The 18,969-nt window shown below is 36.7% G+C and carries 10 protein-coding genes and 1 CRISPR repeat array; of the genes, 8 read left to right on the forward strand and 2 right to left on the reverse strand.

Features of this window, described 5'->3' with window-relative positions; translation table 11 throughout:
* From cas10d to cas2, 7 genes are all read left to right on the forward strand, one after another.
* The coding region (cas10d, locus tag QNJ50_RS02715; RefSeq protein ID WP_300631719.1) for a type I-D CRISPR-associated protein Cas10d/Csc3 at positions 1-735 on the forward strand (735 nt) is incomplete at its 5' end.
* A gap of 77 nt (positions 736-812) precedes the next feature.
* Positions 813-1,802 carry a type I-D CRISPR-associated protein Cas7/Csc2 gene (gene cas7d / locus QNJ50_RS02720; protein WP_300631721.1) on the forward strand — a complete coding sequence of 330 codons (990 nt, stop codon included), beginning with the start codon at positions 813-815 and terminating at the stop codon, positions 1,800-1,802.
* Positions 1,803-1,992: 190 nt separating this feature from the next.
* A complete protein-coding gene (gene cas5d, locus QNJ50_RS02725; protein ID WP_300631723.1) occupies positions 1,993-2,769 on the forward strand; it encodes a type I-D CRISPR-associated protein Cas5/Csc1 in 777 nt (258 codons plus the stop codon).
* On the forward strand, positions 2,741-3,544 hold the full coding sequence (gene cas6 / locus QNJ50_RS02730) for a CRISPR-associated endoribonuclease Cas6 (RefSeq protein WP_300631725.1): 804 nt from the start codon (positions 2,741-2,743) through the stop codon (positions 3,542-3,544). The genes cas5d and cas6 overlap by 29 nt, the downstream gene beginning before the upstream one ends.
* A 361-nt stretch (positions 3,545-3,905) precedes the next feature.
* On the forward strand, positions 3,906-4,490 hold the full coding sequence (gene cas4, locus QNJ50_RS02735) for a CRISPR-associated protein Cas4 (RefSeq protein WP_300631727.1): 585 nt from the start codon (positions 3,906-3,908) through the stop codon (positions 4,488-4,490).
* A gap of 20 nt (positions 4,491-4,510) precedes the next feature.
* Complete coding sequence (gene cas1d, locus QNJ50_RS02740) at positions 4,511-5,488, forward strand: type I-D CRISPR-associated endonuclease Cas1d (protein WP_300631729.1); 978 nt, start codon at positions 4,511-4,513, stop codon at positions 5,486-5,488.
* A complete protein-coding gene (gene cas2 / locus QNJ50_RS02745; protein WP_300631731.1) occupies positions 5,485-5,778 on the forward strand; it encodes a CRISPR-associated endonuclease Cas2 in 294 nt (97 codons plus the stop codon). Before cas1d ends, cas2 begins: the two co-directional genes overlap by 4 nt.
* Before the next feature lie 207 nt (positions 5,779-5,985).
* A CRISPR array of direct repeats spans positions 5,986-12,738; the repeat unit is 37 nt; unit sequence GTTTCTAATTACTTAATCCCGCTTGCGGGATTGAAAC.
* A gap of 41 nt (positions 12,739-12,779) precedes the next feature.
* Here the strand turns inward: cas2 and QNJ50_RS02750 are convergent.
* On the reverse strand, positions 12,780-14,489 hold the full coding sequence (locus tag QNJ50_RS02750; RefSeq protein WP_300631733.1) for a hypothetical protein: 1,710 nt from the start codon (positions 14,487-14,489) through the stop codon (positions 12,780-12,782).
* A gap of 489 nt (positions 14,490-14,978) precedes the next feature.
* On the opposite strand from QNJ50_RS02750, the gene QNJ50_RS02755 reads away from it, so the two are divergent.
* Positions 14,979-16,616 carry a glycosyltransferase family 39 protein gene (locus tag QNJ50_RS02755; RefSeq protein ID WP_300631735.1) on the forward strand — a complete coding sequence of 546 codons (1,638 nt, stop codon included), beginning with the start codon at positions 14,979-14,981 and terminating at the stop codon, positions 16,614-16,616.
* 209 nt (positions 16,617-16,825) lie between these two features.
* Here the strand turns inward: QNJ50_RS02755 and QNJ50_RS02760 are convergent, their stop codons facing one another.
* Positions 16,826-17,197: a hypothetical protein gene (locus QNJ50_RS02760; protein ID WP_300631737.1), complete on the reverse strand. Its 372-nt coding sequence runs from the start codon at positions 17,195-17,197 to the stop codon at positions 16,826-16,828.
* Between the last annotated feature and the right edge of the window lie 1,772 nt (positions 17,198-18,969).

Genomic DNA, 18,969 nt, shown 5'->3' on the forward strand with positions numbered 1-18,969 from the left:
AATAATTCCTGGGTAGAAGATGAAAATAATTATGAATCATGTACAGACGCGACATGTCGCGTCTCTACCGAAGATATTTCACAAAATAATAATTCCTGGGTAGAAAACGACAATAATCATGAATCATGTACAGACGCGACATGTCGCGTCTCTACCGAAGATATTTCACAAACTAATAATTCCTGGGTAGAAAACGACAATAATTATGAATCATGTACAGACGCGACATGTCGCGTCTCTACCGAAGATGTTTCACAAACTAATAATACTTACCAATATAAAAACGGAGGAAAATATTTAATGCAGTTAATGACAAAATTAGTCAAACAATACAGAACTTTCTATCAAGTAAAATTAAGCGAATCAAGCCATACAATATTACTTCCCCTATCAAAAGCCTTAGAAGTAATATTAAGTGTTCCTCAACAAATTGATACTGAAGACATCATTTTACAAGGAGCTGGACAACTCAAAGATGCTTTAGAACGTCAAGAAGTATATAAACGTCCCCTAATTGCAGATAAATCTATCGACTACACCACAAGACAAGCACAAGAAATCGCAGCTATTCATACTTTTATGACAACCTGCGTCAAAGAATTATTTCTTCAACTTTACCAAGGCGATCGCGCATTGCTTCAAGAAAACCGCAATCGTATTAAATCCGGGGCTGAATTCGCTTATCGGTGGTTAGCTTTACAAGAAAAATCCACTGAAAATTCTGCCACATCTTAATTAACGGTGCGTTACGGCATTCGCCTAACACACCCTACATTTTACATTCAAAAGTTGACAATAAAAGGAGAAAAATCATGACCGTATTAGAAAACCTCAAACCCAAATTTGCAAATGCTTTTCCCCGTTTAGCATCAGGGAATTATATTCACTTCATAATGCTCCGTCATAGTCAATCTTTCCCCGTATTTCAAACCGACGGGATTCTCAACACCGCACGTACCCAAGCTGGATTAGAAAATAACGAACAAATAAGTCGTTTGGTAATGTTCAAACGCAAGCAAACAACACCAGAACGTCTCGCAGGAAGAGAATTACTGCGTTCTTTGGATATCACCACCCCCGATCCTGGGAATAAAGATAAATATTGCGAATATAACAGCAAAGATGCTTGTAAGAAATGTCCCGATTGTATTATCTACGGTTTTGCAATTGGTGACAGTGGTTCGGAACGCTCCAAAGTTTACTCCGACTCAGCATTTTCTTTAACTTCCTACGAGCGATCGCACCGTAGTTTTACCTTTAATGCACCCTTTGAAGGTGGAACAATGAGTGAAGGTGGAGAAATGCGTAGTTCCATCAACGAGTTGGATCATATTTTACCAGAAATAACTTTTCCAACGGTAGAAACATTGCGAGATTGCACTTACGAAGGTTTTCTCTATGTTTTGGGTAACTTGCTGCGAACCAGACGTTACGGAGCACAAGAATCTCGTACCGGAACAATGAAGAATTATCTAGTGGGAATTGCATTTTGTGACGGGGAAATTTTTAGTAATTTACATTTTACCCAAGCCCTTTATGATGCATTGAAAGGTGATATAAATGCTCCCATTAGCGATATTTTAATTCAAGCTAACTCCATAGCAAATAATTTACTTAATGATGAACCCGTGCGTAAAACGAATCTGATATTTGGTTCCGAATTACAAGAGTTAGTTAGTGAAGTTAATACAATTTATCAAGATGAAACCAAACTTGTAGAAACAATCACAAAACTTTCCGAACAAACTAAAACTTATGCATCTTCATTTGGAGCATTGAAGAAGAAAGGGAAAAAGAAATGAGTAATGAGTAATGAGTAATGAGTAATGAGTAATGAGTTACTTGTTGGTTAAATCTATAGGACTCATATTTGATTTTTGAAAATATACTGAGACTCAAAAGCTTATATAGCAAGCTTAAAAGCTAAAAACTCGTTCAGAAATCAAACCGGATTCCTATATTAGTCATAAACTGATAACAGTTAACTGATTTATGCTTCTATATCACTGTCTTTTGACCTTGCATGATAACGTATTTTTCGCAACTAGAGAAATGGGGATTCTCTATGAAACAGAAAAATATTTACATAATTGGGCGTTAAGTTTTGCATTATTTAATGTTGATTATATTCCCCATTCCTATCGCCTTCATGGAGAAAAAGCACAAAAACCAACTTATTTAGACGATAAGTCAGAGCAAAATTTACTGCATTTAAATCAAGCCAAAATTTACGTATTTCCAGCACAACCTATAATCTGGTCTTACCAAGTTAATACTTTTAAAGCTGCTCAGGTTGCATATTATGGAAAATCAAAACAATTTGGCGATAAAGGAGCCGATAAAAATTATCCGATTAATTATGGGAGAGCAAAGGAATTAGCAGTTGGTAGTAAATATCGTACCTATATTATTGCACCCGATCGAATTACAATTCCTCAATGGATTCGTTTAGGTAAATGGTCAGCGAAAGTTAAGGTCGAAAGCATAAAAATACCTGATTCAGTTATCAAAAAATCTTCAGGTGATTATACTTGTTCCCATCCTTTAAATCCTTTAGATTTATCTCATGATACTGATTTAATTCTATACAATCGAATTGTAATGCCACCTGTAAGTTTAATAAGTCAAGCAAGACTTTCAGGAGAATATTTTCAATCTATTGATAATCAGGAATGGCAAAATTTAAAAAGAGCAAATCCTGAATTACCAAATCAATTCCGTTTACCGAGGGGAACCTTATATGGAGCAAAAAATCTCATCGCAGCCTGATACATCTTCAAACTTGCATTCATTAGTAGTAGAATTAGCAGCTGCAGAAAGAGGAAAATTTTCACCAACTCTTTCCAGAGCACTCCATGCTTTGGTATTACGATGGTTGCATCTTGGTTCTCCGGAAGTTGCAGAATTTGTTCACAATACCCAAACCTCCCCCATTGGTATATCAAGATTACTAGGTAATCGTCGCCCTAAAGGAACTCAACCGGGAGATATATTTTATTTCCGAATTAGTCTTTTAGATGGCAATTTAATCGCACCTTTATTAAAAGGTTTAGAACAACAGGAAAGACAACCGGTAATTCTGGCAAAATTTCCCTTTATAATTCGGAATATCTACACCTTACCGGGAACTCATCCTTTAGTAGAAGCAACTAATTATGGTGCGATATCTAAAAACTCCAATTCTACAGATATTCAACTAACCTTTTTTTCACCTACAAGTTTCAAACAGCTTCAAAATATCCAAACATTTCCTTTACCCGAGCTAGTATTTAATTCCTTGCATAGACGCTGGAATCATTTTGCACCAAACGAATATAAATTTCCTCCTGTGGAATGGAGGGGATTAGTATCTGCTTACGAACTCAAAACCCATGCACTCAGAATGGAAGGTGGTGCAGAAATTGGCGCTCAAGGTTGGGTTCTTTATCGCTTTCGGGATGAAGAACAAGCCAAAATAGCCTCAGTTCTCGCTCATTTCGCTTTCTTCTCAGGAGTAGGACGGAAAACCTCAATGGGAATGGGACAGACGAGGATTGGGGGTTAGGGATTGGCGATTGGGATTCAATACAAATAGCAAAATAAAAACTAGTATATGGAATGGTGTGAGGTTTAATGAAACTTATACCAATTTGGAAGAATAGTGAGACAAATAAATTTTGTAGAGACGCGACATGATGACCTAACGGTCACGCTTCGCTAACGCGTCTCTACGGGATAATCTGTTGCAATGATTTTTCTTACTAACCTACTTAAATTGGGTTTATAGTAGCACTTCCACAGCCCAGCGATCCTATAAGACTTAAACCTAATAAAACTTATACCAATTTCAAAAAACACTGCTATACATCAACTTTTTGAGCAACTCTTTAAATCTATTCCCCGTTCCCTTCTAATAAAACCAAAAAATGAACGAACAAAATTATCTTCCCCTTGCATATTTGAATGCTTGGGAATATTGTCCGCGTCGATTTTATCTGGAATATCAGTTAGGAGAAAATGCAGATAACGAACATATTATCCTTGGTCGCCACTTACACCGCAATATTAATCATGAAGGTACATATCTGGAAGGAGATACGATTATCTATCGTCAACAGTGGGTATGGAGTAATCGCCTTTTAATTAACGGTATTATCGATGCGGTGGAACAACGAGATAACGAACTAATACCCCTTGAATACAAAAAGGGAAGAATGAACAATCATCTCAATGACCATTTTCAACTTTGTGGTGCGGCTTTATGTTTGGAAGAACGCACCGGTAAAACTATTACCAATGGCGAAATTTTCTATCATACTAACCGTCGTCGCGAACGAGTTCAATTTACCACAACTCTACGTCAGGCTACTGAAGAGGCTATTCAAGCAGCTAAGGAAGCTTTGGAAAAACCGATTCCAAGACCAATAGACCATCCAAAAAAATGTCGGGACTGTAGCCTCAAAGGTATTTGTTTACCAAAAGAAGTTAAACAATTAAGTTATCAAGTCTAATAAGTTCTCAGGTCTAAATTATGTCTGTACTTTATGTAACTCAACCAGAAGCTGTTTTAAGTAAAACTCACGAAGCATTTAAAGTCGCACTCAAGCAATCTGATGGTAGTTGGAAAAAACATTCTGTACCTGCTCAAACTGTTGAAGAAGTTGTTTTGATGGGTAACCCACAAGTAACCGGAGATGCTTTAGTTTATGCTTTAGAATTGGGAATGCCGGTTCATTACCTGTCTTATTTTGGTAAACACTTAGGTTCTACACTTCCTGCTTATTCCCGCAACGGTCAATTAAGACTGGCTCAATATGCTGCACATTGCGATCGCTCGCACAAACTAGAAATAGCTCAAACTATTGTTACCGGGAAAATTCATAATCAACATAGTGTTCTTTACCGCTATGACCAAAAAGATAATCCCCTCAAAAATAGAAAAAAATTAGTTCTAGAACAAACCACTCTTGATGAAGTTAGAGGTATTGAAGGTTTAGCCGCAAGGGAATATTTTGCTTGTTGGTCAGCAATATTACCAGACAAATGGTCATTTAACGGTAGAAATCGCCGCCCACCGACAGATCCGATTAATGCTTTACTGGGTTTTGCTTATGGACTTTTACGAGTTCAAGTCACAGCTGCAGTACATGTAGCAGGTTTGGATCCTTATATCGGTTATTTACATGAAACGACTCGCGGTCAACCTGCAATGGTATTAGATTTGATGGAAGAATTCCGCCCCCTTGTTGCTGATAGTTTAATTTTTGCAGTTATCAAACATAAAGAAATCAAGCCAGATGATTTTACTGAAAGTTTGGGTGCATATCGTCTTTGTGATAAAGGACGTAAAAACTTTCTTCAAGCATGGGAACGCAAAATGAATGATGAATTTAAACATCCAAATTTTGGTTATCGCTGCAATTACAGGCGTGCGATTGAATTACAAGCACGTTTATTCGGTCGTCACTTACAGGAAGGTATCCCTTACAAACCATTTACGCGCCGATGACAAAGTTATTTTATTTGATTATTTACGATTTACCCGACACCAAAGCAGCTAACAAACGCCGTACAAGATTACACAAATTGCTTTCTGGTTATGGGAAATGGACTCAATATAGTGTTTTTGAGTGTTTTTTAACCAAGTTGCAGTTTACCAAACTTCAGGTGAAAATAGAGAAGTTGATTAAGCAGCAGGAAGATTCGGTACGAATATACGTATTAGACGCTTTTGCTGTACGTAATACGATCGCTTATGGATCGGAGCAGCCGAAACATAATGAAACAATCATTTTGTAATCTTCTGCTACACTTATTTTTGACGGGGGAAAGCGAGGTCGAAAACCCCGGTGCCCCGTCAAAACGTCAGAACCTTGACAATTCAATAGTTTCAGAGTTTTGTTGCGAGGTGTTTCATAGTTTTGCGACCGCTGTAATGGGGTTTTTAAATTCCCCCAGCAAAATCGGTTGTGAAAATACCTTTATTATTAGGTTCTGGATGACCGGGTTTCTAATTACTTAATCCCGCTTGCGGGATTGAAACATCCTAAAAAGTCTTTAATTTTAAGCCCCAATGACGTTTCTAATTACTTAATCCCGCTTGCGGGATTGAAACATAAAATTTTTCTGCATTATATCCAGTCGCAAAGACGTTTCTAATTACTTAATCCCGCTTGCGGGATTGAAACGCTCGAAGCGGGGAAGATCAAAGCGATTAAAACACGTTTCTAATTACTTAATCCCGCTTGCGGGATTGAAACATTCTTGATGGTTTTTGCCCCAGCACCGACGATATGTTTCTAATTACTTAATCCCGCTTGCGGGATTGAAACTGAAATCGATAGAGATTTTAATGGAGCCGTGGGGATGTTTCTAATTACTTAATCCCGCTTGCGGGATTGAAACCGATCGCTAACCTCATTAAAATCAACTTCAGATGCAGTTTCTAATTACTTAATCCCGCTTGCGGGATTGAAACATAACGCAGACTTAATTAATTTAAAAAAACAATTGAGTTTCTAATTACTTAATCCCGCTTGCGGGATTGAAACTTACTAATCAATTGTATGAATTAGATTTTATTGCTGTTTCTAATTACTTAATCCCGCTTGCGGGATTGAAACCTATCCAAGTGACAGCAACGGCGGTTGCTATTTCAGTGTTTCTAATTACTTAATCCCGCTTGCGGGATTGAAACTCAAAATTACCAAATACAGTTTCATCGAATTTACCGAGTTTCTAATTACTTAATCCCGCTTGCGGGATTGAAACACTTTAAAATCATTGGCATGAACCGGGAACGTCTTACGTTTCTAATTACTTAATCCCGCTTGCGGGATTGAAACGAATCTTATTACTCTTGGTTATGGTTTACTTTTTGGGAGTTTCTAATTACTTAATCCCGCTTGCGGGATTGAAACGAAAGGATCTTGACAGAGCATAGGTTTCTAGACGGGTTTCTAATTACTTAATCCCGCTTGCGGGATTGAAACATACCCATGCGCTGGGATTCTTTCTCGAACCATGCGAGTTTCTAATTACTTAATCCCGCTTGCGGGATTGAAACAATTGGCAACCGGAACCCTTGATAAAATCGCTGAAAGTTTCTAATTACTTAATCCCGCTTGCGGGATTGAAACTGGAAATAATCCATAACTGGGCATTGGTTCAAGATGTTTCTAATTACTTAATCCCGCTTGCGGGATTGAAACGGAATATATCGGTTAACTTCTGCCGTAAGCACTGTAAGTTTCTAATTACTTAATCCCGCTTGCGGGATTGAAACTTATCATTTATCAACAATAAAATTAATGCCAATAAAGTTTCTAATTACTTAATCCCGCTTGCGGGATTGAAACACTTTAGATGTTTTTACAGTTCCGCTAGAACTACGAGTTTCTAATTACTTAATCCCGCTTGCGGGATTGAAACACAAAGGTACGGATACCCGGATCTAATGCAACGACGTTTCTAATTACTTAATCCCGCTTGCGGGATTGAAACTTGTAATTGGTCTAATTACTTTGATGGATTTAATAAGTTTCTAATTACTTAATCCCGCTTGCGGGATTGAAACCTCCATTATTCCTAATCGCAAATTCATCATATTGTTGTTTCTAATTACTTAATCCCGCTTGCGGGATTGAAACTTCCGGCCCATTTCACCAGGACGCAACAGACAGTAGTTTCTAATTACTTAATCCCGCTTGCGGGATTGAAACAATATGCTAAATAGCTATTATTATCCATCGGACAAAGTTTCTAATTACTTAATCCCGCTTGCGGGATTGAAACAACTGAGTTTAGAAATCAATACGGTTTATCTTACGGTTTCTAATTACTTAATCCCGCTTGCGGGATTGAAACTTCCCATATTTCCCATAGCTGGTCATAATCAAGGTCGTTTCTAATTACTTAATCCCGCTTGCGGGATTGAAACCACCATCATCCCAAAACTGGCTACTCATGGAAGAAAAGTTTCTAATTACTTAATCCCGCTTGCGGGATTGAAACCAAAAACTGGAGAAATGCTACCAGAAAAATCTATTCGAGTTTCTAATTACTTAATCCCGCTTGCGGGATTGAAACCCTTGAGCAACAGAGGAAAGGAAAAGGTTAACTTGGGTTTCTAATTACTTAATCCCGCTTGCGGGATTGAAACAAAACTTCAACTTGATTTTCAAAAGTCAATAACGTAGTTTCTAATTACTTAATCCCGCTTGCGGGATTGAAACTTTGACCATTAGAGATATCAAGACACTCCTGATAGGTTTCTAATTACTTAATCCCGCTTGCGGGATTGAAACTTAATTTATAGAATTTGACAAATGCAACTATCAATAGTTTCTAATTACTTAATCCCGCTTGCGGGATTGAAACAATAGTTGATTACCTTTTGACCGCCGCTGCGGTAGCGTTTCTAATTACTTAATCCCGCTTGCGGGATTGAAACGTCAACCTGGGTTGACAACCTAGCCCAGTTTTCAAAGTTTCTAATTACTTAATCCCGCTTGCGGGATTGAAACAGGAAACCGAAATCTGAACATTCTGTTCAGCAGCAGTTTCTAATTACTTAATCCCGCTTGCGGGATTGAAACTAAATAAAACATTAAGACCGAAATATTATATTAAAAGTTTCTAATTACTTAATCCCGCTTGCGGGATTGAAACAAATAACAATATTAGAAAGTTGTTTACTTCCAGAAAGTTTCTAATTACTTAATCCCGCTTGCGGGATTGAAACTCTTCAAGGGTCCAATCCCGATCACCTTGTTCATAACGTTTCTAATTACTTAATCCCGCTTGCGGGATTGAAACAAAGATGCTTGGTTTTGTATTTTTTATGACATGCAAGTTTCTAATTACTTAATCCCGCTTGCGGGATTGAAACATAGCAGTTCCCGCCCGGTTAAATCCAATATTAGTTGTTTCTAATTACTTAATCCCGCTTGCGGGATTGAAACGCTCAATTATGTGCTGGATTAGATGGACAGATCATGTTTCTAATTACTTAATCCCGCTTGCGGGATTGAAACAAGTCAAGTTTTGCGCTATACATAGGATAAATTAAAGTTTCTAATTACTTAATCCCGCTTGCGGGATTGAAACTAGCCCAATTCATCTTCTTCTAGTTCGTTTTCATTGTTTCTAATTACTTAATCCCGCTTGCGGGATTGAAACAGTGGCATGATCCACGCTTTCGTACGGATATCACAGTTTCTAATTACTTAATCCCGCTTGCGGGATTGAAACATCATCGAATAAACTGCAAATAATCGCTGGGGCTACGTTTCTAATTACTTAATCCCGCTTGCGGGATTGAAACTGACCAGAATATCTCACGTCGTGAGACTATTTATGAGTTTCTAATTACTTAATCCCGCTTGCGGGATTGAAACTTCTATCATACAACATCTTTGCTAAAGGAGTAAAATGGTTTCTAATTACTTAATCCCGCTTGCGGGATTGAAACGGAATCTTGTCAAGAGGAATGTCAATAGGACTAATTGTTTCTAATTACTTAATCCCGCTTGCGGGATTGAAACGTTCACAAAATTAAGCCTGCATTTACTAACCTTGAAGTTTCTAATTACTTAATCCCGCTTGCGGGATTGAAACTTCATGCTATCGACTGGGAATTACAGAATAGGCGCTCGTTTCTAATTACTTAATCCCGCTTGCGGGATTGAAACATCCCTTTACGGGCCGTTTCGTTAGTTACTACTACGTTTCTAATTACTTAATCCCGCTTGCGGGATTGAAACTTTCCAAAAAGGTTTTTTAGCATCTACTCTTTGAGTTTCTAATTACTTAATCCCGCTTGCGGGATTGAAACGATTCGTTGGTTTAACTGGGCAATGGTTCCTTCTAGTTTCTAATTACTTAATCCCGCTTGCGGGATTGAAACAAAGAATTTAATGTTGGTGACTGGCGGTATCTAGGTGTTTCTAATTACTTAATCCCGCTTGCGGGATTGAAACGTTTAGCATCTGCATTAACGTCTGTTCTTCCTTCAAGTGTTTCTAATTACTTAATCCCGCTTGCGGGATTGAAACCTCTATTATAGAAATTCACCCTGTAGGTCACGATGGGTTTCTAATTACTTAATCCCGCTTGCGGGATTGAAACAAATATTCAAACCATTATGATATCAAAAGTATGCCTGTTTCTAATTACTTAATCCCGCTTGCGGGATTGAAACCAATCCCTTTCGTGTCACTCAACACTTGCTGACGTGTTTCTAATTACTTAATCCCGCTTGCGGGATTGAAACAGATAGATAAACAGGTTTATGAGCAACGCTATGAAGTTTCTAATTACTTAATCCCGCTTGCGGGATTGAAACTAACCGCTCTAAAATGCTCTGGGCAAGGCTTCTAAATGTTTCTAATTACTTAATCCCGCTTGCGGGATTGAAACCTTTTGACCTTAAAGAGTTCTACTTAGATTTTCAGAAGTTTCTAATTACTTAATCCCGCTTGCGGGATTGAAACTCTTCAAGCTTTAGCGCTTCCAGTTCATTATTCAACTGTTTCTAATTACTTAATCCCGCTTGCGGGATTGAAACATTCATCCCAATGACCAAGAAATAATCCAATAACGCTGTTTCTAATTACTTAATCCCGCTTGCGGGATTGAAACTCGAAACTCCCCAACCAACAGACACTTTAATTGAATGTTTCTAATTACTTAATCCCGCTTGCGGGATTGAAACAAGTCTCAGGTTCACTGCTAAAATCCATGCCTGTTTGTTTCTAATTACTTAATCCCGCTTGCGGGATTGAAACATTCACCATTCTTTAAATGCAAGCTAGCGCCAGGAGTTTCTAATTACTTAATCCCGCTTGCGGGATTGAAACTTCTATATTCACATTTACTCTTTGCACTAAACCCAGGTTTCTAATTACTTAATCCCGCTTGCGGGATTGAAACAGTTTATCTTTAAAGAAACGAGTAGAAAATGCAAAGTTTCTAATTACTTAATCCCGCTTGCGGGATTGAAACGTTGATTGAAGTATCTACTTGGGATAAAGCATGAAGTTTCTAATTACTTAATCCCGCTTGCGGGATTGAAACTTTAATTATTATAAAGAAACAATACAAAAATTCTAGTTTCTAATTACTTAATCCCGCTTGCGGGATTGAAACAATATAAAACAACCGTATTCAAAACTGAGCCGTCGTGAGTTTCTAATTACTTAATCCCGCTTGCGGGATTGAAACGAGCGTGTCAATTTTGATGAGTACTTACGTGCTTCTAAAGGTTTCTAATTACTTAATCCCGCTTGCGGGATTGAAACGGGCGGGTGTTTCTATGAACGGGCTGAAGAAACAATGTTTCTAATTACTTAATCCCGCTTGCGGGATTGAAACATTATTTTTGAATGCCCAATCTAAGAGCAAGTTTAGTTTCTAATTACTTAATCCCGCTTGCGGGATTGAAACAAATCTTAGCAATCATTTTTAAGGTTGTGCTTTTGCCGTTTCTAATTACTTAATCCCGCTTGCGGGATTGAAACTTCATCTGGAGGGATTATTACAGCACAATAATCAAGTTTCTAATTACTTAATCCCGCTTGCGGGATTGAAACTTCAGTCGGAGATAAGGATATACAAACTTTGTATTGTTTCTAATTACTTAATCCCGCTTGCGGGATTGAAACTTTTTTGCCTTCTTTGGTTTGAGTCAAGTCAAAGGTTTCTAATTACTTAATCCCGCTTGCGGGATTGAAACATATTGCCGGGTAGACAGTGTACACATTATTGTTCCTGGTTTCTAATTACTTAATCCCGCTTGCGGGATTGAAACTACCTGGTTTAGGAATGACACCTCATTTGCGTATTTGTTTCTAATTACTTAATCCCGCTTGCGGGATTGAAACTTAATGCTTTTGTTGCTGGGTTTGTAGGCGTTGCTGTTTCTAATTACTTAATCCCGCTTGCGGGATTGAAACAAATGCGCGGTGTCTGTTTCTAGCTCTAATCTGTGAGTTTCTAATTACTTAATCCCGCTTGCGGGATTGAAACGAAATGTTTCATTTGAAGGAAATCATAAATACGATTGTTTCTAATTACTTAATCCCGCTTGCGGGATTGAAACTTCCAGCCTGTAACTTGTTGCATCCATACTCGGATGTTTCTAATTACTTAATCCCGCTTGCGGGATTGAAACGTGGTGGATCTTGAGAATCAAGTTGCAAATTTGGAGGTTTCTAATTACTTAATCCCGCTTGCGGGATTGAAACTACCTGTTACTTTCCAGTCACGACGCTTACTATTTAAAGTTTCTAATTACTTAATCCCGCTTGCGGGATTGAAACATAGTACGGGAGTAGCAGATATTATTGGCTATATGGTTTCTAATTACTTAATCCCGCTTGCGGGATTGAAACAACTGTGCTTCTAAACACACATACTCTATACCCCTGTTTCTAATTACTTAATCCCGCTTGCGGGATTGAAACACTTCAATCGTTACGTTGAGCCGTTTGTAGGCGGGGGTTTCTAATTACTTAATCCCGCTTGCGGGATTGAAACTTAGCTGCAGGATCAGTTTTTCTATTACTTTTGATAGGTTTCTAATTACTTAATCCCGGAAACGGGATTGAAACGTTCAATTCTTAATCAGATATAAAAGAGGTTTCAAGTTTCTAATTACTTAATCCCGCTTGCGGGATTGAAACTGCTTGCGTCCCCATACTCGCTTATCTTTTCATAAGCAAGTTTCTAATTACTTAATCCCGGAAACGGGATTGAAATATCTCTAAAATACTCACCTGTTCCCCGTTCCCTCTTCCCCTTTAATAATACTCACTATCGATATTTCTAGAAGGTGGTTGCGTTGGAACCTTACCAGTATTACGAACATTAACAAGTCGATTAATCATATCAAACCAAAATGGTGCACCCATAGAAATCGCAATACCACTAACAATCCAACCAACAAATATAAAACCCCAACGTAAAATTTTCTGTGGGAATAAATTTGATCCACTAAAAGTCCAGCTAATAATTTTTTGAAACAAAGGAATACCATCAGAATTATTAGTTTGTCCTCCCTCTAATCCTTGATAACTCGTTAATGTCTTCACACCTGCTTGTGATCTTGCTCCCGTTTCTGCTTCAGAATCCCAATCTAGTTGTTTTCGTAAATTTGTCTCTGTCCATCCCACAGGTAAAGAAATATCTGTTAATGCTGAGTCCGTTGATTCTTTGATATCCCTTAAATGAACTTGCATTTCTTGTGCTGTTATTACACCAGTTTCTTGACTCTTTTGACTCAAAACATTACTTGCATTTTGAGTGACGGTCTGACGTAAAACAGAATCTTTTGATAACCTGCTAACCATATGGAAAGTATCCGCATTAGCACCTAAAGCAAGTAATAAACCAATCAGTACTGCAACTCCTTTAGCATTACGCTTGTAGACACCGGATGCTCTATCCATAGATTTATCAAATGAGTTCTCCAGATGTCTGCGTAGCGAAATAATTCCCTCTTCTGTATCAATTACTTTTGTTCGAACACCTCGAGCCATTGCTGTCAGGTTATCAGATAGAGATGGAGGTAAATTTTGAATAAATGTTTCAATCTTTTGATGAGTAGCGTTATCCTTTCTCTTTAAAACTTTTGCGGCTTGTTGATAAACATCTGTACTAGTATCTACTAATTTTATTACTTCATTAATATTAGGTCTTAGTCCTGCCAATAAAATTGTTCTGTCAAAATCGGAGAACATCTCTTTATGTAGTGATTTTAAACGGAAAATAGCTCGTTTTGATAGTTCATTATCACCAACATTTAATTTTAAATTATCTATATATCGTTCTACACTAGTAGCTAAGTAACTAATTGTTCCATTTAAAGTTGCTTTTTTTTCCTCAAAGTTTAAAACAGCTCGTTCAAAATCTGCTTCTAACTGAATAAATTCTCGATTTGCATTATTGAGAAAAACTTGAAAGTCTTCGTCTAAACTATTTTCCTGACTTAACTTATCTAAAACTTGTTGAATTTCTGTTAAACGTTCTTTTGTAAATAATTCTAATCTTGATTCAACCAAGTTTTGCACTAATTCAGGAAGATGTAAAGTATCGAGTAAACTAGAAGCAAAACTTCCACCAGGAATGTAAGAAGGTGCGCTACGCTGCTTTTCACCAAAAAAAGTTTCGTTTTGACCCATTCCCGCTCTCGGTTTTTTGAATAGGCGATATAATCTCGCAAACAACCAGGTAAAACGTCGTGGTAATGTAGCCATAAATCCTTTGGCTTCTTGATTTAAACTTTTAATTAGTGGATTGCTGTAAATCTTGTTTGCAAGATAAATTACTTTTGCTTCTTCCGACGTACGCGCATCACCACCTAATAAAATTTCTATAGATTTTCTTAAATGTTGGGCTCGCCATTGAAATACTGTTGCAATCATTTCTTGAATTTCTGCAGCAAGTAAGCTCAAACTCAAGTAAATAAAGATTAATCCTAATGTAACATCAAAAATTAGGGGTAAATTCACCTTAGTAGCTCCTGTGGGGTATAAATATTTTTTGTTGCTATCGATTATGCAAACTTTCCAGGCAAAATATTTAGTAATAAGAATCTTTGGTAACAAATTTAATAAAAATGAGGTAGTAATGTCAAAAAAGATAACTACTCATGGGAAATAACTGATTTCAAGGATAACCAGTTCAAACACTTGAAATTTATCTAAAGATAAATTAAGAGTTTTAACGTATTTAAGTTTTCATTTCACATTGAGATTTAATTTTAGATTTAATTTTAAGTTAAATTTAAATTTAAAATTTATGAAGCATCAAATAAACGTCAAACCAATTCAAGTTGTGAGTTTTTTTGCAAATATTACAAAGTTATAATGTTCGCTTTCGGGAACATATAAAATTTTTACTGACCGCTATCAACCTAATTTGATTAAACCAAAAAACTATTATTACCCTTATGGGGCTATGGAACATGTTGATCGCCAAGCAAAATAACTTCTGAGATTATGCCAAGAAAAAGCTTTAGTTGGAGTGATGCAAAAATAACATATCCTGCAATTGCAAAACGAATTGATTTTGTATGGTTCCTAGTTTTACTATCTGCGGCAGTATTAATTTTTACGATTGATTTAGGGAGTTTACCACTAAGGGATTGGGATGAAGGTACTGTAGCACAGGTCGCTCGAGATATTTGGCGTGCTCCAACAGATTCTATGGTTTGGCTGTATCCAACCATCGCAGGAGAACCATACCATAACAAACCACCTTTAGTGCACTTGTTAATTGCGTGGACTTATTCTTTGGGTGGTGTAAATGAATGGACAACTCGTCTACCAGGGGCAATTTTAACAGCTTTTTCTGTACCTTTGCTTTATTGCATCGGGCGAGAAATATTCCGTCAGCGTTTGGTTTGTGTCTACAGTGCATTAATTTATCTGACGATGTTACCGGTAGTCCGTCACGGTCGTTTAGCGATGCTGGATGGAGCTGCATTATGCTTTTTTATGGTGATGATGCTGTGCTTATTAAAAGCGCGTCGTGATATGCGTTACAGCTTGGGTGTGGGGATTGGATTTGGTTTAATTTGCTTGACAAAAGGAATGTTGGGTATCTTATTGGGAAGCATTGCGATTATTTTTATTTTTTGGGATACCCCTCGCCTACTTTTTAGCCCTTATATGTGGCTGGCTATTTTCATCGGTAGCATACCTGTCATATCATGGTACGGAGCTCAGATATGGCGCTACAGTGATATTTTCACCAATGAAGGTTTAGTACAACAATCCCTCAGTCGTATTTGGCAACCTGTTGAGGGAAATAAAGGACAACCTTGGTACTACTTATTAGAAATTTTAAAATATAGCTTCCCGTGGCTGATTTTTTTCCCATCCAGTCTACGTTTTACTTGGGCTAATCGCAACTTAAGTTGGGCAAAATTAATCATTGTATGGTTTGGAGTTTATTTAGTTACCATTTCTTTCATGAGTACCAAACTTCCATGGTACGTCTTTCCGATTTATCCGAGCATTGCTTTATCCTGCGGAGCCTTATTAGTCAACTCAGAAAATCTACCCCTACTTACACCTTATCCCCGAAGTTGGTTTGTTACTTTAATTTTGATTGCTGTAATAGCCACAGGTGGTAGTATTTATTTTGCTTTTAGCCTCACACCTGAAGTAGATTTGGCAGTGATTTTTGTCACACTTTCCATCACAATGATTTTAACTGCGACTTTGATGCAAAAAGGTGACAAACAGTTTATTATAATTCTTTTATGGGGAACTTATATCTCTTTAATATTATTAATGACATCAAATCATTGGCTTTGGGAACTTAATGAAAGATATCCAGTGAAGCCCGTCGCTGCAATGATTCAACAAGTTAACCCACCGACGAGAAAAATTTACACTTCCTTTGCAGAAAATCGCCCTTCTTTAAACTTTTATAGCGATCGCATCATTATTCCCACACCAGAAATAGGAAAACTGCAAAAACTTTTGAATATTTTGCAAACAGAAAAACATCCTTACTTACTTGTGGACAAGCCAACTTTGGCAAGTCTATCTCAAAAATCGATCAATGTAGTTGGGGAAACTGATAATTGGGTTTTAGTTACAAAAAACACTGAACAAAATAAAATCTAGTTTATATATAGCTTATGAATTGTATCTCCTATAATCTCCTAACCCTTGAGCGAAAAAGATTACAAGAGTAAATATCTAGTAAAAAACTCCTATTTAGAAATGATGTATACCGCAACATTAAAGTATTATTTGATATACTCTTACTGAAAACTGTGGAAGAGGCTATGAATCCCAGAGGGAAAAACTCGCTGGGATTTTTTTTTGTTTTTCTACTCTTGCTTTTCAGTGTTTAGTTCTTGATGGGTAGTATTATTTGTATCTGTATGTTGTTGGCTAGTAGCTAGTACTCCCAAAACAATAAAAATTCCCACCATAAAGGAAAGCAAAGGACGTTTAAGAAGAACAAAATCCCGTAAAATTCTCGCTATTGGTTGACTTTGGCGGCGCAGAGTTGATGAAATCATTATTCGCTTGAGCACAAACGGGTCTCGAACATAATTACCGCTCTTGCAAACTACTATTCGTTCTTGACAATACGGACAAGTGTATAATCCTGTACAGCTTTTAATCGGCTTAGGAGCCGCATCTTTCTGACAAATCGGGCAAGTAAGATAATGATTATCAAATGTGTGCGTATTCATTTAATTAGTCAGCCTCGTCCACTTAATCGCTGTATAACAATATCTATATTGATGTTCCAAAAATGCAGATCTTGATCGATATTGGTCTTATTTATTGAATGCCTCATTTCATATCAACTGATATAGTCCGTCAAATCGAACCCACTTAGCATTAAAGTTTTACAATATTGCAAATACCACAGAACCTTTAAACATTACGTCAAGAAAGACGTCAATAATTTGCATACAGATGCATAGAAGTTCATCATATTTGCATGATGTAAACCATTGGATATTAAAATTATCTTTCATAGCGTAGAGGCTTAGCATAGCAGTGCTGTACCTCCATCTGCTTTGCTCAAATCTGATAGACCACTAGTCTTACGCTTGCGTTTCAACTTACTATCGTTTAACAGCTGCAACACGAGTATAGCTAGATTTACTTGAAGATGACTCGGCATATCCAAAAGTTTTAAATTTGAAATCTTGAATTTGAAATCTTGAATCCGAAATATCCAAGTCAAAATTATGAACTTGGAACCGTAAACTTTAAAGCAATAACTTGAAAGCGCGAACTTTATGAACTTGAAAATATCGATTTGACAGTGTGACCTTTAATTTTGCGCTTGGAATATTACAGCAGATTAATGTGATTAATACGACACAATTAATTTTTGCTGCATCCAATCTCATTTCAAACTCCAAACAGATTGACTTCTTGGAGGCATAAGCCTCACTTAGAACTCACCCCAAAGATTTAATTTACTACTATTTAAGCATTATGCAGATAAAATTTTGGATAATCTATTAGGACAATCTATTAGTTTTATCAAAGTTTTGCATATCAGAGTTATTCCTTACTTGTATCTAGGGGTTCATTATCTAGAGGTTCATTCAATCATCTCTCACGATCGCAAATAAGAGAGAATTTTTAAATTTTTTATTATTTTTATTTTGTTTGACTCGATCTGTTAGTAAAGTCATGGCTGGCTCTAGAGACAATAAATTCCCGAACTAAGTTTTTGTTCGAGTTTAATTATTTTACTCAAAACCTGTTAAAGAATGCCATCGAGTTTATTAGTTTAAATTACACTACTGCTTTTTCTTTTCGATTTAAATGTGTCACATCTTACATACAAGAAAATTAATCTTAAAATATACAACTTAGCTGGTTTTTATTAATAGCTGATACACAAATATTTTCCTACAAGGAGTCCAAGCAAGGTATTCAGTTTTGAACAAATCTTAACTCAATTCAAATTTACGCGTATTTTTACTGATAAATTTAAGTTATGAAAGAAAATAAAAAATACTATTTTATCCCCAAAAAAACCAAATAATTAAATAAATATTATTCAATAGCAATGTAGTAGGCTGGCAATTAAGTAAAATTTAAAAGAGCTGCCTCAACGTTCGTAATTTGTTGGGCAACTCTTATAAATATGTATGACATCAAAAGCAGAGATACATTACTCCATAGCATAGGGCATCTTTACTTAAAAATGTCACTTTTTTCTCAGATATCAATTTTACTACTGAAATGCTAGGAAAATCATGTAATATCGTCTGATTTGAGTTAGAAATGACTAATTTGGTCAAAAGTAAAACACAGATGCAAGGGTATTTTTTCTTGAACCGAAACAAATCATTTATAGTTAATTTACTGGCTATCTACAGAAAATAAGAAACAGCAAGCTCTACATAAAGGCTGATATCAGATATTAGATATTAGGCAATAGCCAACAGACAAAAAGTCTATTGACCATCGATTTATAACTAATGACTAATAACAG

It is taken from the genome of Mastigocoleus sp. MO_188.B34 (assembly GCF_030065675.1).
Classification (GTDB): Bacteria; Cyanobacteriota; Cyanobacteriia; order Cyanobacteriales; family Nostocaceae; genus Mastigocoleus.